This is a genomic window from Flavobacterium erigeronis, assembly GCF_054075165.1.
The window spans coordinates 56,138-75,038 of record NZ_JBSKGP010000014.1; the positions used below are offsets into that span (position 1 = coordinate 56,138).

At 33.3% G+C, this 18,901-nt stretch carries 18 protein-coding genes; 7 read left to right on the forward strand and 11 right to left on the reverse strand.

Annotated elements, in window-relative coordinates; all coding sequences use genetic code 11:
• Nucleotides 1–104: 104 nt before the first annotated feature.
• From ACWA1F_RS22795 to ACWA1F_RS22805, 3 genes are all read right to left on the reverse strand, one after another.
• Complete coding sequence (locus ACWA1F_RS22795) at nucleotides 105–1,832, reverse strand: phospho-sugar mutase (protein ID WP_456897199.1); 1,728 nt, start codon at nucleotides 1,830–1,832, stop codon at nucleotides 105–107.
• A 124-nt stretch (nucleotides 1,833–1,956) separates the two neighbouring features.
• Nucleotides 1,957–2,913, reverse strand: a complete 957-nt coding sequence (locus tag ACWA1F_RS22800) for a glycosyltransferase family 2 protein (protein WP_202006064.1) — start codon at nucleotides 2,911–2,913, stop codon at nucleotides 1,957–1,959.
• A gap of 8 nt (nucleotides 2,914–2,921) precedes the next feature.
• Nucleotides 2,922–3,452 (reverse strand): DUF4199 domain-containing protein, encoded by a 531-nt coding sequence (locus ACWA1F_RS22805; RefSeq protein ID WP_306159056.1) that lies wholly within the window; start codon nucleotides 3,450–3,452, stop codon nucleotides 2,922–2,924.
• 249 nt (nucleotides 3,453–3,701) lie between these two features.
• Here ACWA1F_RS22805 and ACWA1F_RS22810 point away from each other — a divergent pair, with 249 nt between their 5' ends.
• Nucleotides 3,702–3,956, forward strand: a complete 255-nt coding sequence (locus tag ACWA1F_RS22810; protein ID WP_007804523.1) for a type B 50S ribosomal protein L31 — start codon at nucleotides 3,702–3,704, stop codon at nucleotides 3,954–3,956.
• A gap of 301 nt (nucleotides 3,957–4,257) precedes the next feature.
• Nucleotides 4,258–5,433: a GlmU family protein gene (locus tag ACWA1F_RS22815; RefSeq protein ID WP_456897202.1), complete on the forward strand. Its 1,176-nt coding sequence runs from the start codon at nucleotides 4,258–4,260 to the stop codon at nucleotides 5,431–5,433.
• 159 nt (nucleotides 5,434–5,592) lie between these two features.
• On the opposite strand, the gene ACWA1F_RS22820 is transcribed toward ACWA1F_RS22815, so the two are convergent.
• Nucleotides 5,593–6,036, reverse strand: coding sequence for a PepSY-like domain-containing protein (locus ACWA1F_RS22820; RefSeq protein WP_456897204.1), 444 nt, complete (start codon nucleotides 6,034–6,036; stop codon nucleotides 5,593–5,595).
• A gap of 244 nt (nucleotides 6,037–6,280) precedes the next feature.
• Here ACWA1F_RS22820 and ACWA1F_RS22825 point away from each other — a divergent pair, with 244 nt between their 5' ends.
• Complete coding sequence (locus tag ACWA1F_RS22825; protein WP_306159050.1) at nucleotides 6,281–7,915, forward strand: ABC-F family ATP-binding cassette domain-containing protein; 1,635 nt, start codon at nucleotides 6,281–6,283, stop codon at nucleotides 7,913–7,915.
• 91 nt (nucleotides 7,916–8,006) lie between these two features.
• On the opposite strand, the gene ACWA1F_RS22830 is transcribed toward ACWA1F_RS22825, so the two are convergent.
• Entirely contained in the window at nucleotides 8,007–8,291 is a 285-nt protein-coding gene (locus ACWA1F_RS22830; RefSeq protein ID WP_125722681.1) for a GNAT family N-acetyltransferase, read from the reverse strand.
• A 298-nt stretch (nucleotides 8,292–8,589) separates the two neighbouring features.
• Between ACWA1F_RS22830 and ACWA1F_RS22835 the strand changes: the two genes are divergently transcribed.
• Nucleotides 8,590–9,249, forward strand: a complete 660-nt coding sequence (locus ACWA1F_RS22835; RefSeq protein ID WP_456897206.1) for an alpha/beta hydrolase family protein — start codon at nucleotides 8,590–8,592, stop codon at nucleotides 9,247–9,249.
• Nucleotides 9,250–9,566: 317 nt separating this feature from the next.
• Here ACWA1F_RS22835 and ACWA1F_RS22840 read toward each other — a convergent pair whose 3' ends face one another.
• Nucleotides 9,567–10,082 carry a DUF2892 domain-containing protein gene (locus ACWA1F_RS22840; RefSeq protein ID WP_276172333.1) on the reverse strand — a complete coding sequence of 172 codons (516 nt, stop codon included), beginning with the start codon at nucleotides 10,080–10,082 and terminating at the stop codon, nucleotides 9,567–9,569.
• 169 nt (nucleotides 10,083–10,251) lie between these two features.
• On the opposite strand from ACWA1F_RS22840, the gene rpmH reads away from it, so the two are divergent.
• Together rpmH and carB are read left to right on the forward strand one after the other, a co-directional pair.
• Complete coding sequence (gene rpmH, locus ACWA1F_RS22845) at nucleotides 10,252–10,413, forward strand: 50S ribosomal protein L34 (protein ID WP_008464848.1); 162 nt, start codon at nucleotides 10,252–10,254, stop codon at nucleotides 10,411–10,413.
• Between the two features lie 147 nt (nucleotides 10,414–10,560).
• On the forward strand, nucleotides 10,561–13,416 hold the full coding sequence (gene carB, locus ACWA1F_RS22850) for a carbamoyl-phosphate synthase large subunit (protein WP_456897212.1): 2,856 nt from the start codon (nucleotides 10,561–10,563) through the stop codon (nucleotides 13,414–13,416).
• A gap of 410 nt (nucleotides 13,417–13,826) precedes the next feature.
• Here carB and ACWA1F_RS22855 read toward each other — a convergent pair whose 3' ends face one another.
• The 4 genes from ACWA1F_RS22855 to ACWA1F_RS22870 are packed head-to-tail and all read right to left on the reverse strand — an operon-like array spanning nucleotide 13,827 to nucleotide 15,869.
• Nucleotides 13,827–14,366 carry a DUF4252 domain-containing protein gene (locus ACWA1F_RS22855; protein WP_456897214.1) on the reverse strand — a complete coding sequence of 180 codons (540 nt, stop codon included), beginning with the start codon at nucleotides 14,364–14,366 and terminating at the stop codon, nucleotides 13,827–13,829.
• A gap of 2 nt (nucleotides 14,367–14,368) precedes the next feature.
• The gene (locus tag ACWA1F_RS22860; protein ID WP_306159003.1) at nucleotides 14,369–14,896 is read right to left on the reverse strand and encodes a DUF4252 domain-containing protein; all 528 of its coding nucleotides are present in this window, start codon (nucleotides 14,894–14,896) and stop codon (nucleotides 14,369–14,371) included.
• Between the two features lie 15 nt (nucleotides 14,897–14,911).
• The gene (locus ACWA1F_RS22865) at nucleotides 14,912–15,373 is read right to left on the reverse strand and encodes a hypothetical protein (RefSeq protein ID WP_456897216.1); all 462 of its coding nucleotides are present in this window, start codon (nucleotides 15,371–15,373) and stop codon (nucleotides 14,912–14,914) included.
• Nucleotides 15,360–15,869: an RNA polymerase sigma factor gene (locus ACWA1F_RS22870; protein WP_456897218.1), complete on the reverse strand. Its 510-nt coding sequence runs from the start codon at nucleotides 15,867–15,869 to the stop codon at nucleotides 15,360–15,362. The genes ACWA1F_RS22865 and ACWA1F_RS22870 overlap by 14 nt, the downstream gene beginning before the upstream one ends.
• A gap of 382 nt (nucleotides 15,870–16,251) precedes the next feature.
• Here ACWA1F_RS22870 and ACWA1F_RS22875 point away from each other — a divergent pair, with 382 nt between their 5' ends.
• Nucleotides 16,252–17,715 carry a S41 family peptidase gene (locus ACWA1F_RS22875; RefSeq protein ID WP_456897220.1) on the forward strand — a complete coding sequence of 488 codons (1,464 nt, stop codon included), beginning with the start codon at nucleotides 16,252–16,254 and terminating at the stop codon, nucleotides 17,713–17,715.
• Between the two features lie 149 nt (nucleotides 17,716–17,864).
• On the opposite strand, the gene ACWA1F_RS22880 is transcribed toward ACWA1F_RS22875, so the two are convergent.
• Nucleotides 17,865–18,899, reverse strand: coding sequence for a YncE family protein (locus ACWA1F_RS22880; RefSeq protein WP_456897222.1), 1,035 nt, complete (start codon nucleotides 18,897–18,899; stop codon nucleotides 17,865–17,867).
• Nucleotides 18,900–18,901: the final 2 nt, after the last annotated feature.

Sequence of the window (18,901 nt, forward strand, 5' to 3'; positions counted from 1 at the left end):
TTCTTTTTAGTTTTTTTTATAAAAAAAACTCTGATCTATATTATAAAATACAAATCAGAGTTCTAGAATTTCAAAGTATGTCAAGAATGAACGTACTTATTTTATTAGTTTAACTGCATATCAGCAATAATATTCTTGATTTTTCCGTCTAAGAATTTTTCGGCTTCATCAAAATCTGAAACTGATTCTAATTCTGCATTTACACTAATGTAGAATTTAATTTTAGGTTCAGTTCCACTTGGTCTTGCGCAGATTTTAGATCCGTCAGCCGTATAATAAATCAACACATTAGATTTTGGAATATCCATTGTAGATTCTTCGCCTGTCAATAAATTTAAAGCAATAGACGATTGATAATCCTCAACCATAATTACTCTTTCACCGTTAATTTCTTTTAGAGGATTCTCACGCAAATCAATCATCATTTGGTTGATTTCCTGTAAGCCTTCCATTCCTTTTTTAGTCAGAGAAACTAAAAATTCTTTGTAGAAACCATTTTCAACATAAAGCTGTAAAAGTTCTTTATAAACAGAACTTCCGGCTGCTTTAGCTTGAGCGGCAACTTCGCAGATTAATAGGGTTGCGGCAACTGCATCTTTATCTCTTACTGCATCGCCAACCATAAATCCGAAACTTTCTTCACCGCCTCCGATAAATTCTAGTTCAGGAAAATCTTTGATCATTTTAGCGATCCATTTAAAGCCAGTTAATCCAACTTTGCACTCAACGCCATAGCTTGTAGCCAATTCCATCATCATTGGAGTGGAAACAATTGTAGATCCAACAAATTGTTTTCCGTTCAGTTTACCTGCTTTCTTCCATTGTTTCAATAAGAAAGAAGTCATTAAAACCATAGTTTGGTTTCCGTTCAATAAAATCATTTTGCCTTCATTGTTACGAACGGCAACTCCCAAACGGTCACAGTCAGGATCTGTACCTACCACGATATCAGAATTTGTTTTATCTGCCAAAGCCAAAGCCATTGTTAGAGCTTCTGGTTCTTCTGGATTTGGAGATTTTACAGTTGGGAAATTTCCGTCTGGAACAGCTTGTTCTGGAACAATATGAACATTTTTATATCCAGCTTGCGATAAAGTATCTGGAATTGATTTTATAGAAGTTCCGTGCAAAGAAGTAAATACAATATGAAGATTGTCTTTGGCTTCAGCCGGAGTATTAAAACTTGCGTTTTCGATAGACGATTTTATAAAAGCTTTGTCTATTTCGGTATCAATGTACTGAATTAAACTTTCGTTTGCATTGAATTTGATTTTGTCATAGCTCAAACTTTCAATTACATTGACAATTTCTTTGTCTTGCGGAGGAACAATCTGTCCACCGTCTTGCCAATACACTTTGTAACCGTTGTATTCTGGTGGATTGTGAGAGGCTGTTAAAACAATTCCGCACTGGCATTTTAAATATTTAAGAGCAAAAGACAATTCTGGAGTTGGTCTTAAGTCAGAAAACAAATACACCTGAATTCCGTTTGCAGAGAAAACATCAGCAACCACTTTTGCCAGCGTGTTACTGTTGTGACGGCAATCGTAAGCAATAGCAACTTTTAAAGTTTCGTTTGGAAAAACTTGGTGCAAGTAATCAGATAATCCCTGAGTATTTTTTCCAAGCGTATATTTATTGATTCTGTTGTTTCCAATACCCATAACACCACGCATACCGCCAGTTCCGAATTCTAAGTTTTTGTAAAAACTCTCTTCCAGTTCTTTTGGTGAAGTGGTCATTAATTCCTTAACCGCAGCTTGCGTCTCTTGGTCAAATGTTGGCGTTAGCCATTCGTTTACAGCGTTTAATATATTAGGTGCTATATTCATTTAAATTTCGTTTTATGTTTATTCTAAAAATAATTTTTTATCAAGGACTGCAGGTGCTGTATGCAATAATTTTGTGCCTTAATTAAAAAAATAGAAAAAAATATAATGTTCAGGTTGATGTGTTTTAGAAATTAACCTCTCTCGCTACTTTATAACGTGCTTCGTTGCTTTTGGTTCTTAGAATTATTTCTCCCAAGAAACCGGCTAAAAATAATTGAGTTCCAAGAATCATAGTCGTTAAAGCAATATAAAACCACGGATTGTTGGTAACTAGACTGTATTTCATTCCAGTATACATATGGTACAGTTTAGAAACTCCAATGTATCCTGCAGCCAAAAAACCGATGATAAACATTAAAGAACCCATAGCGCCAAATAAGTGCATCGGCCTTTTTCCGAATCGTGATAAAAACCAGATGGTAATTAAATCAAGGAAACCGTTTATAAAACGTTCCATTCCGAATTTTGTTTCACCATATTTTCTGGCTTGGTGAATTACTACTTTTTCGCCAATTTTTCCGAATCCTGCATTTTTTGCCAAAACAGGAATGTAGCGGTGCATTTCTCCAGAAACTTCGATGTTTTTTACCACCACATTTTTGTATGCTTTTAATCCGCAGTTAAAATCATTTAACTCAACGCCAGAGGTTTTTCTAGCTGCCCAGTTAAATAATTTTGAAGGAAGATTTTTTGCCACCACAGAATCGTAACGTTTCTTTTTCCAGCCCGAAACCAAATCAAATTTCTGAGCTGTAATCATTTCGTACAATTCAGGAATTTCGTCTGGACTGTCTTGTAAGTCAGCATCCATAGTAATGATAACATCACCTTTAGCTTTTGCAAAACCAGCATGTAACGCTTGAGATTTTCCGAAGTTTTTCATAAAACGAATCCCTTTTACATTTGGGTTTTCGTTAGAAAAGCCTTCAATAATCTGCCAAGAATTATCTGTACTACCATCATCTACAAAAATGATTTCATAAGAGTAATTGTTAGACTGCATCACTTTAATGATCCAAGTATAAAGTTCTTTAAGTGATTCCTCCTCGTTTAGAAGCGGTATAAGTATAGATAAATTCATTTATATTTTTATTCTTGTGTAGATTTGCTTTTAAAAAATGCTGCGAAAATTAATCCGAAAATAGCACTGACAACAATTGCGAAAACAGATCCTTTTAGTAATTCGAAAGTAGAATATGGATTGCTTTCTTTCATTTTAGCAATAGTTTCGTTAATTGCTGAGGCTGGTGTGCCAAATTTCTGCAGCATGCCAACAGTATATTTGATCATAATTTCGCTCAAAGTATCTTTTGCGCCTGGATCAATAACATTAAATAATACGATGTTGAAAGTTGTAGATATTAAAATACCAATTACTGCAGCTATAAAATAAGTAGTAAAAGCATCTTTAAAAGGAAAAACGCCGTTTAATTCTTTCTTGGTTTTAGAAAGTAAGATAATACTAATTGTAAGGCTTATTACGATTGTAAGTATTCCCATCCACCAAGCTGTAAATAAGTTTAAATCAACAGCATAGATTGTAGCGGTAACCAAAGCCGATGCAATTCCGATAATTACACCATAAGTAACTCCATTCTTTTTTATAACTTCATTAATCATATTTCGATATGTTTAAAATTAATCCACAAATATAGTAATTCCCACTATAAACGGATATAAAAAAAGCTTTTCGAAATAAACTAAAAAAAAGTAAGCTAACTGTTTGTTTATTAAAAAAGAATTGTAAATTTGCACACTCAAAAATAATTAAATTTTTAAACAAAAAAGAGTAGTGCTTGTTTATACCTTTTTCTAACCATGAAAAAGCTTCAAAATAAAAATGCTCTAAAACAATAAATAAAAGAAAAGATGAAAAAAGGAGTTCACCCAGAAAATTACAGATTAGTTGCATTTAAAGACATGTCTAATGATGACGTTTTTATCACTAAATCTACTGCAGATACAAAAGAAACAATTGAAGTTGACGGAGTTGAGTATCCAGTTGTAAAAATGGAGATTTCTAGAACATCTCACCCTTTTTATACTGGTAAATCTAAACTTATCGATACTGCAGGACGTATTGATAAATTCAAAACTAAATACGCTAAACACGCTAAAAAATAATAGCTGTTTTAAATTATACAGAAAGCCTTCCAATTTGGGAGGCTTTTTTTATTGTTGATTTTAACCGCAAAGAGCACTAAGATTTACGGCAAAGTTCGCAAAGGTTTTTATTATAAGCTTTGCGAACTTTGCGTTTTGCCATTGCGTTCTTTGCGGTTAAATCTTCGTCCAAAGTTATTTTTATATTAAAAATATACTGTTTTTTCAGAATAGGATAATACGCGACAAATACTACAATTAAAATATTTGTAACTTTGACCCTAGGTAACCAAACTAATTTTTAATAAACACTCAATTATTTATGAACTACATTCTTTTCGACGGTCCCGTTCGGAATGCTTTATTACCCTTTACTTTTACTAGACCTGTAGCTGATATTTTAGTCGGAATTATGACCATTCGCCAAAAATGGGAAAAATATTTAGGTTCGACTATAACGACTATCACCGAGGAATATTTGTCGGAAAAATTTCCAATGGTCGAAATGGAAGAAAACGTAATGATCAATGCAGCGTATTTGCCAAATGATACTCTTGCAGAGATGGTTTCTAATTTGACAGAAAATCAGGCAATCTTTAAAGGTGAAGATGTAATTGCTTTTTTTACAAGCGAAAACCAAGAAGAAGTCGATTTTGATTCTTATGAAATTATTCCATACAACGAAGATTGTATAACTATTGAACATACTTGGGACATTTTCTCAAAAAATGATGCTGCTATTCGTCAGGATTTTAAATTTCTTACGGAAGATCGCACATCGCAACCAATTCCTAAAAGCGTTAACGTAATTTCTCCAGAAAACATTTTTATAGAAGAAGGAGCAAAATTAGAGTTTGTAACTTTAAATGCTTCAACTGGGCCTATATATATAGGTAAAAATGCCGAAATTATGGAAGGAACTGCAATTCGAGGACCTTTTGCTCTATGCGAAAATGCTATGGTTAAAATGTCGGCAAAAGTGTATGGTGCAACGACTGTTGGACCTGGTTCTAGAATAGGCGGCGAGGTTAAAAACTCGGTTCTTTTTGCAAATTCAAATAAAGGGCATGAAGGCTTTTTAGGCGATTCTGTTTTGGGTGAATGGTGTAATATTGGAGCAGATTCTAATAACTCAAACCTAAAAAATAATTACGAAGAAGTAAAACTTTGGAGTTATGAAACAGAAGGTTTTGCCAAAACTGGACTTCAGTTTTGCGGTTTAATGATGGGAGATCACAGTAAATGCGGTATTAATACAATGTTTAATACTGGAACTGTAGTAGGAGTAAGCGCTAATATTTTCGGATCTGGTTTTCCGCGTAACTTTGTGCCAAGTTTTTCTTGGGGCGGCGCGGCAGGTTTCACTACTTATGTAACTAAAAAAGCTTTTGAAACAGCGCGTTTGGTTTTGTCAAGACGAAATATAGATTTTGATGCAACAGAACAAGCAATCTTAGAACACGTTTTTGAAGAAACTAAAAAGTGGAGAAAAGATTAATTAGATAATTAGTCAATTTGATAATTAGATAATTTTTCTAAGCATTTTTTGATAGTTAAACCAGACAGGTTTTAAAAACCTGTCTGGTTTTGTTGTGTTTAAAGTTTTGAGGATTTTCCAATTATCTAATTTTCTAATTGTCGCATTTCCTAATTTGCCTTATCTGTCGATTTTAACGAAATTTTCTTTTAAATTGAATTTTAACTCTAAACCATTAGTAAGTTTTGTTTCATAACCAGAACTTCCAATTTCTATTTTAGTTACTTTTTCTTTTGGAAAATTGGTTTTGATGTAAGAAGCGATTTTTTTAGGAACGATAGATTTCGGAATAGTAGAATTTTTGCCATCAACTTCTTTCCAGTTTCCTTTCTTGTCGAATTCGATCTCAATTTCGTTGTTAAATTTAACTTGGTATTCTGTAGAAAGAATTTCTTTGTCTTCTAGAATATAAGTCGGCTTTTTCGAACCAAAATGAGTCTTTAAAAAAGCTTGTGCATTTGCAGGTAAAGCCTCTTTTTTTATTACTGTTTTTTGCGCATTTGCAGAAAGTCCAAATATTAACCCTGCAATCAAGTAAATAGTCAGTTTTAATTTCGTTTTCATATTTTGCTGATTTTTAAAATTATAGTACAAGATAAGGTTAAATTTTTTAAATTTTTCAAAACCATTTGAGTTTCGTTTATTACAATTGAGGCATTATTTAAATTAGCAATTATCTAATTGAGACATTCTCAAAATTATCTAATTATCTCATTGGCACATTCTCTAATTAAATATATCTTTGCAGCACGAAAAAAATGGGTAGTCAGATAAACGATTAACCGATTAAACAAATTAACAAAGACAAATGATTACAGTTAACGATATTTCGGTTCAGTTTGGTGGAACTACACTTTTTAGCGATGTCTCTTTTGCTATTAATGAAAATGATAAAATTGCCCTTATGGGTAAAAATGGTGCAGGAAAATCTACGCTTTTGAAGATAATCGCTGGAGCAAACAAACCTTCTACAGGAAGCATTTCTGCTCCAAAAGAAGCTGTAATTGCATACTTGCCTCAGCATTTGCTTACTGAAGATGGTGCAACTGTAATGGAAGAAGCATCAAAGGCTTTCAGTGAGATTTTTACAATGAAAGCTGAGATTGACCAAATCAATGAGCAACTGACAGTTCGTACCGATTATGAAAGTGACGAATATATGAAGCTGATTGAAAGAGTTTCTGACTTAAGCGAGAAATTCTATGCTATTGAAGAAGTAAATTACGAAGCTGAAGTTGAAAAGATTTTAGTTGGTTTAGGTTTTGAGAGAGAAGATTTTACGCGTCAGACTTCTGAGTTTTCGGGAGGATGGAGAATGCGTATCGAGCTTGCTAAAATCTTATTAAGAAAACCAGATTTAATTTTGCTAGATGAGCCAACCAACCACATGGATATCGAAAGTATTCAATGGCTAGAGGATTTTCTTTTAAATCAAGCAAAAGCAGTTGTGGTAATTTCTCACGATAGAGCGTTTGTAGATAATATTACGAATCGTACAATCGAAGTAACGATGGGAAGAATCTACGATTATAAAGCAAAATATTCTCATTATTTAGAATTAAGAAAAGACCGTAGAATTCATCAGCAGAAAGCATACGACGAACAGCAAAAAATGATCGCTGACAATAGAGCTTTTATCGACCGTTTCAAAGGGACTTTCTCTAAAACAGATGCGGTTCAATCTCGTGTAAAAATGTTGGAAAAATTGGAGATTGTTCAAGTTGATGAAGTAGACACTTCTGCTTTACGATTGAAATTCCCTCCTGCGGCGCGTTCTGGACAATATCCTGTTATTGTAAAGGACATGTCTAAGGCGTACGGAGATCATGTTGTGTTTAAAGACGCAAACATCGTAATCGAGCGAGGACAGAAAGTGGCTTTTGTTGGAAAGAATGGTGAAGGAAAATCGACTATGATTAAAGCGATTATGAAAGAAATCGGCGTGGATTCTGGAAGCGTTGAAATTGGTCATAATGCACAAATTGGATATTTTGCTCAAAATCAAGCTGCATTGCTAGATGAAAATGCAACGATTTTTGAAACAATTGATGGTATTGCAGTTGGAGATATTAGAACGCAAATCAAAAATATCTTAGGAGCTTTCATGTTCCAAGGAGATGATATTACTAAAAAAGTAAAAGTGCTTTCTGGAGGAGAAAAAACGCGTCTAGCGATGATTAAATTATTGCTGGAGCCAGTTAACTTATTGATTCTGGATGAGCCTTCAAATCACCTTGATATGAAGACTAAAGATATTATTAAAGATGCTTTAAGGGATTTTGACGGAACTTTAATTTTGGTTTCTCACGATCGTGATTTCCTTGACGGATTAGCTACTAAAGTTTTCGAATTCGGAAACAAAAGAGTAAAAGAGCATTTTGAAGATGTTGCAGGTTTCTTAGCACATAAAAAAATGGATTCTATGAGAGAGATCGAAAAATAGATCCTAAGTTATATATAGTAAAAGCACAAGAATTACCTTGTGCTTTTTTTATTTCTTAATAATTATTAAGATTCCGTATTATCGGCGATTTTTAGATTCTGATTCCTGGAGGAAGTAATTCTTTGTATCTAGGATTTTTTTTGAAAAAAGAAACAATTTTCGGGTGGATAGGAACTACTCTGTAATTTTTTTCAGAACTTAATTCTAAAATATTTTTTAGCAAAGTGTTGATTGCTTCTTCGTTCTCGTAAGAATCGGGCTTGTTGATTTTGGTTAAAAAGATCTTTTTTTCTTGAAATGAATACTCAACTGCTAACATTCCTTCAGGGATGACAGTTTCGAATTGGCGTGCAAATGTGTTGTCTTTGATTTCCATAGTTACAGATGTTTCCATAGTAATTTCTTGTTAGGTTATTGGTAAATAGTGAATTTGGGATTCAAAACATTTTTTGAAAGAAAACTCTTTATAAGTTTTATAAGCAATAAATATTTCGAAATGCAAAGGTAATCATTTGATTTTCAATATTAAATAAAATTTTAAAGAAGGATTGCGATTCGTTTCTTTTTTTTGAAATCGATTACATAAATTAGGCTTGAATTTTGATTAAGATTACAGTAAAAAAGCTAATTTTAGTTTTGGAAAAATAATTGTAATCGTAATCTCTTTTGGTGCTATGAGTAAAATTCCAGTTTATTTTATGCCAGGTTTGGCGGCAAGTTCATCTATTTTTGAAAGAATAAAATTGGATGAGACTATTTTTGAAATGCATCTTTTAGAATGGGAAATCCCAAAATCAAAAGAATCGCTATCAGATTATGCGCTTAGAATTAGTGCAACCATAAAACACGAAAATCCAGTTTTAATTGGGGTTTCTTTTGGTGGGATTCTGGTTCAGGAAATTTCTAAACATATAAAAACAAGAAAAGTAATTATTATATCGAGTGTTAGAAGTAATCTGGAATTCCCAAGAAGAATGAAAATAGGGAAGAGAACGAAAGCTTATAAACTCATCCCGATGCAGTTAATTCTTAATATTGAGAAGTTAGCTAAGTTTTCTTTTGGCGAAAAAGTCAATAAGAGAATTAAATTATATGAGAAATTTTTATCGGTTCGTGATCTAGGTTATCTGCAATGGGCGGTAGAAAGCGTGATTTTATGGGATAGAGATAAAATTGATGAAAGCGTGATTCACATTCACGGCGATCAAGATGAAGTTTTTCCAATAAAATATATTGATAAATGTATTCTGGTAAAAGGAGGAACGCATATCATGATATTAAATAAGTATAAATGGCTTAATGAGAATTTGCCTTCGATAATCTTAGAAGATTAAAATATGAAAATTCCAATTTTTGAAATTCCAAATTCCAAAGGTTACGCGAAGTTAAACCCGACAGGTTTTTAAAACCTATCGGGTTTCTAATTTAGCTTTGACAACATAAAGTAACCACAAGATTGTCTTCCTGAGCGGAGTCGAAGGGCGCGCAAAGTGGAGACATGCCGAATGGATTCAGCATACGATCCTTCGACTCCGCTCAGGAAGACAAACGTGAAGAATCTAAAATCTAAACTCTACAATCTAAAATAAAAAAATCCCAAATTCACAATTGGAATTTGGGATTTAAAATATTTTGAAATTTTAAAAAATCGTTAGATTTTTTTCATTTGTTCTTTCATCATCGTGATTTGCTCTTTCAGCATTCCTTGTTTGTCTAATTTCTTAGCTTCATTCAATAAATTAGTTGCCTCAAGCTTTCTTCTGCGTGACATTGCAACTCCGGCAAGGTTTAATTTAGCTACAGCTAAATCCATATCCATTGATAGTCCAAGTTCGATTGCTTTTTTGAAATGTTTCTCTGCTTGGTTGATATTGGTTTGAGATAACATGATGCCTTGTAAATAATTTAAGTATCCTTGTTGTTTTCTTACTAATGCACCTTCAGGATTTTTGATATATGATAACCATTTATTAGCGCCTTCAAAGTCTTGTTTTCTTAATTTAAGGAAAGCTAAAAGGATAAATTCGTTTTTAAAATAAAGAAAAATTGGAATCGCAGTCAATAATATAAGAAAAATTCCATTTCCGATATTACTTTCTGTAAATTGCCAAATGCCCGCCACCACTAGAAGTCCGGCCAAAATAAGTTTAATATTTTTGTGAAACATAATTGTTGTAAATTTGTGATTGCAAATATAGTAAAATGAATTAAAAATATTTTTATAAAAGTGCTTGCCAGAAAAAAAAAGCTTTGTATATTTGCACTCGGTTTTTGAATAACGATATCCAAAGCCAAAATAAAGAGTTAATAGATACCATTTTTAAAGATACAAAGCAATGAGCAAAAGAACATTTCAACCATCGAAAAGAAAAAGAAGAAATAAGCACGGATTTATGGACAGAATGGCTTCTGCGAATGGAAGAAAAGTTCTAGCGCGTAGAAGAGCAAAAGGAAGACATAAATTAACTGTTTCTAGCGAGCCTAGACACAAAAAATAATGTTTGTATAAACATACATAAGGCGATTACTTTTTTAGTATCGCCTTTTTTTATACCTTGTCGGTAATAATTTTCCCAACATTCTAGTTTAGAATAGACTACGAATGTTTTTTAGAAGACTTTTTATAACTACACAATACATACAAAATGCCTAAAGACACATCAATTAAATCCGTTTTAATAATAGGTTCAGGACCTATTGTTATTGGTCAAGCTTGCGAATTCGATTATGCAGGATCTCAATCTGCACGTTCGATTCGTGAAGAAGGGATTGAAGTTATCTTGATTAACTCAAATCCAGCGACGATTATGACCGACCCATCTATGGCCGATCATATTTATTTGAAACCATTAACTACAAAATCGATTATTGAAATTCTTAAGGAGCATCCACAAATTGACGCTGTTTTACCAACAATGGGAGGGCAAACGGCTTTAAACTTGTGTTTGGAAGCTGAAGAAAAAGGAATCTGGCAAGATTTCGGAGTAAGATTGATCGGTGTTGATGTTAACGCAATCAATATTACAGAAGACAGAGAGCAGTTTAAACAGCTTTTAGAAAAAATTAAAGTACCAACTGCACCGGCAAAAACAGCTACTTCTTACTTAGAAGGAAAAGAAATCGCTCAAGAATTTGGTTTCCCGCTTGTAATTCGCCCTTCGTTTACACTTGGAGGAACTGGAGCAGCTGTGGTTTACAAAAAAGAAGATTTTGATGAGCTTTTAACAAGAGGTCTTGAAGCTTCTCCAATTCACGAAGTTTTAATTGATAAAGCTTTGATGGGATGGAAAGAATACGAATTAGAGCTTTTAAGAGATAAAAATGACAATGTTGTAATTATCTGTTCTATCGAAAACATGGACCCAATGGGAATCCACACTGGAGATTCGATTACAGTTGCGCCAGCGATGACATTATCAGATACAACTTTCCAAAAATTACGTGACTATGCTATCTTAATGATGAGAAGCATCGGAAACTTTGCGGGAGGATGTAACGTACAATTTGCAGTTTCACCAGACGAAAAAGAAGATATCGTTGCTATCGAAATTAACCCTCGTGTATCTCGTTCTTCTGCTTTAGCATCAAAAGCGACTGGATATCCAATTGCTAAAATCGCTTCGAAATTAGCTTTAGGATATAACTTAGATGAATTGCAAAACCAAATTACAAAATCTACTTCGGCTCTTTTTGAACCGACTCTAGATTATGTAATCGTGAAAATACCACGTTGGAACTTTGATAAATTTGAAGGTTCAGACAGAACTTTAGGTCTTCAGATGAAATCTGTAGGTGAGGTTATGGGAATCGGACGTTCTTTTCAAGAAGCGCTTCATAAAGCAACTCAATCTTTAGAGATTAAGAGAAATGGTTTAGGAGCTGACGGAAAAGGATACAAAGATTACGAATTGATTATCGACAAACTGACTCATGCAAGCTGGGATCGTGTTTTCGTAATCTACGATGCAATCGCAATGGGAATTCCGTTGAGTACTATTAACGAAATTACAAGAATCGATATGTGGTTCTTGAAACAATACGAAGAGCTTTACACTTTAGAAAAAGAAATTTCAAACTATAAAGTTTCTGATCTTCCAAAAGAATTGTTGCTAGAAGCGAAACAAAAAGGTTTTGCTGACAGACAATTGGCGCACATGATGAATTGCTTAGAAAGTGAAGTTCACACTTTACGTATGGAGCAAAAAATTAACCGTGTATTCAAATTGGTTGATACTTGTGCGGCTGAGTTTAAAGCGCAGACTCCTTATTACTACTCTACTTTTGAAGCTGAAATCGAAAAAGCAAACGGAGAGCGTTTTGTAGACAACGAAAGTATCGTTACAGAGAAAAAGAAAGTAATTGTTTTAGGTTCTGGACCAAACAGAATCGGACAAGGAATCGAATTTGATTACTCTTGTGTACACGGAGTTTTGGCTGCAAAAGAATGCGGATATGAAACTATAATGATTAACTGTAATCCTGAAACGGTTTCTACAGACTTTGATACAGCTGATAAATTATACTTCGAACCAGTTTTCTGGGAACACATTTATGATATTATTCAGCACGAAAAACCAGAAGGTGTAATCGTTCAGTTAGGTGGACAGACAGCTTTGAAATTGGCTGATAAATTGTCTAAATACGGAGTAAAAATCATCGGAACTAGTTTTGACGCGCTTGACTTAGCAGAAGACAGAGGACGTTTCTCTGACTTATTGACTGAATTGCACATTCCTTTCCCTAGATTCGGAATCGCTGAAACGGCTGATGAAGCTTCAAAATTAGCAGATACTTTAGATTTCCCACTTTTAATTCGTCCTTCTTATGTACTAGGAGGTCAGGGAATGAAAATTGTAATCAACAAAAAAGAATTAGAAGAGCACGTAATCGACTTGTTGAAAGCTATTCCAGGAAACAAATTATTACTGGATCACTACTTAGCAGGAGCAATCGAAGCAGAAGCTGATGCAATCTGTGATGCTGATGGAAATGTTTACATCATCGGAATTATGGAGCACATCGAACCTTGTGGAGTTCACTCTGGAGATAGTAACGCGACATTGCCTCCTTTCAACTTAGGAGAATTTGTGATGCAGCAAATTAAAGATCATACGCATAAAATTGCAAGAGCTTTAAAAACTGTAGGTTTAATCAATATCCAGTTTGCGATTAAAGATGATACCGTTTACATTATCGAGGCAAATCCAAGAGCTTCTAGAACGGTTCCGTTTATCGCGAAAGCTTACGGAGAGCCTTACGTAAACTACGCTACAAAAGTAATGTTAGGTCATAATAAAGTAACTGACTTTGATTTCAACCCGCAATTAAACGGTTATGCAATCAAACAGCCAGTTTTCTCTTTCAGCAAATTCCCGAACGTAAACAAAGCGTTAGGGCCAGAAATGAAATCGACAGGAGAAAGCATCTTGTTTATTGATGACTTAAAAGACGATCAATTCTACGAATTGTACTCTAGAAGAAAAATGTATTTGAGTAAATAATCTCAGATCCTATTATAAAAGAAAAGCAGCAGTCTAATAGTAGACTGCTCCTTTTCTTTTATACTGTTGTTCCGTAGGAACATTTCATCGGTAGAAAATTATGTTTTATCATTGTTTACGTTCCGTAGGAGCGTTTGATTTAGATATCGTTTTAATAATTGACATACAAACGTTCCTGCGGAACGTAAATGTGTCTGATTTCTATTTTTTTACCAATGAGACATTCCTAATGGAATGATAACGAATTAAAGTTCTTTTCCTGCAAGGTTTCCAAAACCTTGCAGGTATTTATTTTGAGTTTTATATTTTATACGCTGTGTATAATGTAAACCTACAAGGTTTTATAGTTTCATCTGAAAAAGAAAAGCCCCAATAATGGAGCTTTCTTAAATTATAAAAAGTAAGAGTAATTATTTTTTAAGCAGTTGCTCTAAAGGTTTCAACTGCTCCATGTCGATTTTAGATTTCTGTAAAACCGACATTAAAGTCATAATGTTATTCGGGTTCATATCTTGACCTAAAACTCGAACTACAGCAAATCCATTTTCTTTTTTATTGGCAAAAATGATAAACTCTTTAATATTATCGTCGCTTCCAACATAGCTTACAGAAGCACCTTCTTTACCAGAACCAAATTTCATTAATTCCTGATATTTAGGATCTTTTAATATGGCTTTTACTTTATTTCTTTCTGTTTCAAACTCTGTCTGATTAGTTTCATTGGCTTTAAAAGCGATAATATTCATTTTTTCAAAAGAATTAACCGCTTCAGTCTGTTCTGCTGACAGTTTAGTTTTTTCAAGATTTAAAATGCTTGGCGAAATATCTAAAGCAATGAAATCTTTTTTCTCCGAATTCTCAACAAAATACTTTTGCAGTGTTGGTTCAGAATTACAGCTCCCTAAAGTTAGAAGAGCTGTAAGTGCTAGTATGAAGATTTTTGTTTTCATTTTTATTTTTTGCTTTTAGAAGCTTTTTTTAAGTCAGTACCTCCTGGAAGCTGCATTTTATCTGTTAGAACTGAGATTTCGTTTAAATCAAAATTACCAGTTAAAGATAGCAAAACAGTTTCGTCGTTTTTGGCACCGTCAACATACATTAAAAGTTCTCTTATCTGCGTGTCTGTAGCTCCAGATTTAACCATTATTCTAACATTTTTCCCGCTGTCATTTACGCGCATTAACTCTTCTAGACCGGCAGTTTTTACATATTTGTCGGCAGTAGCTTTCATATCGGCTTCGACTTTTGGGTTTTTAGTGGTAAACACTTTTAAGTAATCCAATTTTTTGATTAGAGCAATATATTGCTGTGTTTCTTTATCAGAAGCATCAACTTTTACTTTACTCATTAAATCAAACATTTTTTTGTTTACAATTACTGAGGTTACATCGTCTTGACCATCAAATTTGTCAAAAGCACCTTGTGCGTAAAAAGTTGTGGTAACGAATGCGAATACTAAAGTTATGATGAAATTTTTCATTTTGATTGAATTTAATTACTGTTTGAAAATTTTGTTTTTTGATTGTTCATATTCTTTAATGTACTGTACACTTTCAATACCTACATTAACATTGTTTGATAATAAAGCTAAAGCCTTTTGAGTTGCTTTTAAAGCTTCTTCGGGATTATCGTAAGTTCCTAATTCTGTTTGCGAAGCCACTGCAGTTGTATTGTTTTGTTCGCTCATAAAAAAGTAAGTTCCGATACCCAGTAAAAGAACAGCTGATGCCGCAATCGATAACCACGCTACATTACGTTTCTTAGATTGTAGTGGAATTTCATACGTTGATTTCTGTTCTTTTGCTTGAGAGAAATAGCCAAACATAGGTTTGTACTGCTCCAAATGCTGCGCAACATCTGGCGAAGAAAAATATTTTTTTAATTGATTTTCTTCGGCAATAGAAGTTTCTCCCTGAAAGTATTTTGCTAATAAATCTTCTATTTTATTTAGTTCCATAAAGGTGTGTATTTGTCATTGATTCTCTAATTTTTTTTCTTGCTCTCGAAAGCGCCACTCGTATTGCGGTTTCGTTCATGTTTACGATTTTGGCTATTTCTTCAAATTCATATTGCTCTACATCTCGAAGCTGAATTAATAGTTGCATTTGTTCGGGCATCTCATTTATAATTTTTTCGACCCATTCTAGAGTATTTTCATCTTCTAGTTTTTTATCCAATTGCGGCTGCCGATCGGTAAAGTTGTTATGAACAATTTGCAGGTTACTGGCTCTTTTCGATTTTAACTGATCCAGACAATAATTTTTGGTCATCGTCATGGCTAAAGCTTCGACACTATTATAACTTTCCAGATTATCTTTTTTGTTCCATAATTTTACCATTACTTCCTGAGTGGCATCTTCGGCCTCTTCAGTACTGGTAAGCAATCTTTTTGCCAGACGAAAAACTTTGTCTTTAAAAGGATTTACTAATTCTATAAATACAACTTGGTTCATTAATTGGATGGTTAATCGTTAGCTTATATATTCAAGACGAGGCACAATTATATTTGTTACAACAAAAGCGCAAAGTTTTTTTAAACCATTTAAGTTATATAAGTTCATTTTAGAATAATTAATTTATCTTATATACTTTAATTCTCTTAGCTCAAGACGAGTGGCAATTATATTTGTTACCGCAAATGCGCAAAGTTTTTTTAATCATAGTAAGTTATAAGCTTATTTTTAAAATAGCTTAAATTATCTGATATTACTTATATGGTTTAATTGTCTTAGTGACTCTGCGCTTTTTTATGTAAAAAAAATACTGCTTTAATGATAAAGCTAAAACTAAAGATACTACTTTTACGTTTATTCAGAATATAGAAACCTACACGATATGAAAACAACTTTCAAGAGCATTCTTTTACTCTTTTTGTTCGCTTTTTCTTTGCAGTCTTGTGAAGATCAGGACGATATTGCTGCTCCAGCAGATACACAAATTAATAATTTTATCTGGAGAGGATTAAATGAAGTTTATTTATGGCAGGGCGATGTGCCAAATCTAGCCGATGGACGAAATCTGCAACCCGATTTTAATCAATTTTTAAAGGGGTATTCTAAACCTGAAGACTTGTTTGAAGATTTATTGTACAAGCCAGAAAGTAAATATCCAAATGACGCCATTGACCGTTTCAGCTGGATTGTTGACGATTATACTGTTCTAGAACAGGAATTAAGCGGTGTTACAAAAAATAATGGTGTCGATTTCAGATTGAGCCGTGTTGCTGCAGGTTCAAATGATGTGGTAGGTTATGTGCGCTACATTATACCAAATTCTGATGCTTCTACAAAAGCAATTAAACGTGGAGACTTGTTTACAAGTGTGAATGGCGTAAAATTGACTGTTTCAAATTATCAGGAACTATTATTAAACTCAGATAATTATACGCTAAACTTGGCAGATTATAATGGAAGCGGATACGTTTTGAATGGAAAATCGGTTGCGTTGACTAAAACTGTTTTAGAAGAAAATCCTATTTTGATTAATAAAGTGATTACTTCTGGAAGCCATAAAATTGGTTATTTAATGTATAATGGATTTTACCCAGGTTATGATGATAAATTAAATCAAGCATTTGGTGAGTTGAAAGCTCAGGGTGTAACAGATTTAGTTTTAGATCTTCGATATAATGGAGGAGGAGCTATTACTTCTTCAATTAGGCTTTCTAGTATGATTACTGGTCAGTTTGATGATCAGGTTTTTGCTAAAACGCAGTTTAATACAAAGCTGATGAAAGAATTTACAGCTGAAGATTTAGAAGATTTGAATTATAGATTTGTAAATAATATTGACGGTAAAGCGTTGAACAGTTTAAATTTAAATACAGTTTATATTATTACGACGGAAAGTACTGCTTCTGCGAGCGAATTGGTTATTAACGGATTGAAACCTTATATTAATGTAGTTCAGATTGGAGAAACGACTACAGGTAAAAACGTAGGTTCGTATACCATTTATGATTCTGAGACACTTTTTTCTAAAAAAGGAATCAATCCAAATCATAAGTACGCAATGCAGCCTTTGGTTTTAAAAATTTCTAATTCTGTAGGTTTTGGAGATTATACTCAAGGTTTACAGCCTACATATCAGCAAACAGAATATATAGATACTTTTGGTGTTTTAGGAGAAACCTCTGAACCTTTGCTTAGTCTGGCTATTTCAAAAATTACAGGATCTGCTGCAAAAAGAATTTTTACTTCTGGACCAGAGCTTCCTTATTTAACAGATTCAAAAATCATTAATGGATTAAGACACGGAATGTATTTTCAAACCGCTCCTCCAGTAAAAGGGTTAAAATAAAATTCCAAATTCCAAATTCCAAAAATTGGATGGATTTGAAAATTGGGATTTGGAATTTAAATATTGGAATTTTAAAAAGAAAATAGAAAAGGCTTTCATCACTGAAAGCCTTTTCCATAAAAAAACAAAAACTAATTCTAAGGATAAAATTAATCGTTAAAGTAGAACCCGTTTGCACCTACACCAACAGTTAATTCTTTTTGCAGAACTCCGGATAAGTTGTAGATAAAAGCTTTACTATCTTTATTGAATGCTGCATCAGCAATATAAATGCGGTTGTTTTCTACTGCAAAACCGTAAATATTAGTAGCTGGTGAATTTATAATTGCTGTTGTAGAAGGAGTTGTTGCATTGATGTCCATAGCATATACAGCACTTCCTGCAGTATAATAAATTTTGTTGTTTTCAATATCCATACCGCGCGTTCCAGCTAAACTCTCAGGAAATGGTATTCTAGAGACAGATTTATCTGATATTTTTACTTTTACAATTTCTCCTAATCCAGTGAAAGGAGCTTTTAGAATAAATAATGTGCCGTTTTCTTCTTCGATAGAATCACCACTAAGACCAATTTCTACAGTTTCTATTGCTTTTGTAGCAATATTTACAATTAGCAATTTAGTGCTGCTGTTAGGTTCTGTAATGTATAATTTACCATCTTCTAAGATTAATCTGTTTGCAGTTGCATTTAGTTCAATTTTAGATTCTACGGTATTAGTAGCTAAATTAATTACAGCAACATAGTCATCAGTGTCTCCAGTTTCTGGATTTATATAAGAATATGTGTTTGCATTCGTTACATACGCTTTTCCATCTTTTACAACTCCATATCTTGGATTTGCAAGACCAGAATCAATTTTTGCGATTAATTTAAATGTGTAACGATTTACAACAGTGATTACGTTCGATCCTCCAGCAATAATGTAAGCTCTGTCTCCACTAAAAAAGATATTTTGTACAAATTTTCCAAGTACATCAGATCCGTTTTCTGCTTTATAAGCATCTTTTGTAAAAATACTGAAATCATTACTAGAGAACGATACAGTTCCAGCATCTGTAGATCCTTCATTTAAAATGAAAAAACCATTGTCGTAAGCACCTTTCGGAGAATCGTCATCATCGCTTGAACAAGAAGCGAATAACGAAATGCTTAACGCTATTAAAAGTAATTTACTAAATTTCATAT

What these genes read in the sequence shown, in the direction of transcription:
- ACWA1F_RS22860 (WP_306159003.1), bottom strand. Translation starts at nt 14,896, where the DNA reads ATGAAAAATTTCATCATAACTTTAGTATTCGCATTCGTTACCACAACT.
- ACWA1F_RS22880 (WP_456897222.1), bottom strand. Translation starts at nt 18,899, where the DNA reads ATGAAATTTAGTAAATTACTTTTAATAGCGTTAAGCATTTCGTTATTC.
- ACWA1F_RS22805 (WP_306159056.1), bottom strand. Translation starts at nt 3,452, where the DNA reads ATGATTAATGAAGTTATAAAAAAGAATGGAGTTACTTATGGTGTAATT.
- ACWA1F_RS22865 (WP_456897216.1), bottom strand. Translation starts at nt 15,373, where the DNA reads ATGGAACTAAATAAAATAGAAGATTTATTAGCAAAATACTTTCAGGGA.
- ACWA1F_RS22810 (WP_007804523.1), top strand. Translation starts at nt 3,702, where the DNA reads ATGAAAAAAGGAGTTCACCCAGAAAATTACAGATTAGTTGCATTTAAA.
- ACWA1F_RS22815 (WP_456897202.1), top strand. Translation starts at nt 4,258, where the DNA reads ATGAACTACATTCTTTTCGACGGTCCCGTTCGGAATGCTTTATTACCC.
- ACWA1F_RS22835 (WP_456897206.1), top strand. Translation starts at nt 8,590, where the DNA reads ATGAGTAAAATTCCAGTTTATTTTATGCCAGGTTTGGCGGCAAGTTCA.
- ACWA1F_RS22855 (WP_456897214.1), bottom strand. Translation starts at nt 14,366, where the DNA reads ATGAAAACAAAAATCTTCATACTAGCACTTACAGCTCTTCTAACTTTA.
- ACWA1F_RS22870 (WP_456897218.1), bottom strand. Translation starts at nt 15,869, where the DNA reads ATGAACCAAGTTGTATTTATAGAATTAGTAAATCCTTTTAAAGACAAA.
- ACWA1F_RS22875 (WP_456897220.1), top strand. Translation starts at nt 16,252, where the DNA reads ATGAAAACAACTTTCAAGAGCATTCTTTTACTCTTTTTGTTCGCTTTT.
- ACWA1F_RS22820 (WP_456897204.1), bottom strand. Translation starts at nt 6,036, where the DNA reads ATGAAAACGAAATTAAAACTGACTATTTACTTGATTGCAGGGTTAATA.
- ACWA1F_RS22825 (WP_306159050.1), top strand. Translation starts at nt 6,281, where the DNA reads ATGATTACAGTTAACGATATTTCGGTTCAGTTTGGTGGAACTACACTT.
- ACWA1F_RS22800 (WP_202006064.1), bottom strand. Translation starts at nt 2,913, where the DNA reads ATGAATTTATCTATACTTATACCGCTTCTAAACGAGGAGGAATCACTT.
- ACWA1F_RS22830 (WP_125722681.1), bottom strand. Translation starts at nt 8,291, where the DNA reads ATGGAAATCAAAGACAACACATTTGCACGCCAATTCGAAACTGTCATC.
- ACWA1F_RS22795 (WP_456897199.1), bottom strand. Translation starts at nt 1,832, where the DNA reads ATGAATATAGCACCTAATATATTAAACGCTGTAAACGAATGGCTAACG.
- rpmH (WP_008464848.1), top strand. Translation starts at nt 10,252, where the DNA reads ATGAGCAAAAGAACATTTCAACCATCGAAAAGAAAAAGAAGAAATAAG.
- ACWA1F_RS22840 (WP_276172333.1), bottom strand. Translation starts at nt 10,082, where the DNA reads ATGTTTCACAAAAATATTAAACTTATTTTGGCCGGACTTCTAGTGGTG.
- carB (WP_456897212.1), top strand. Translation starts at nt 10,561, where the DNA reads ATGCCTAAAGACACATCAATTAAATCCGTTTTAATAATAGGTTCAGGA.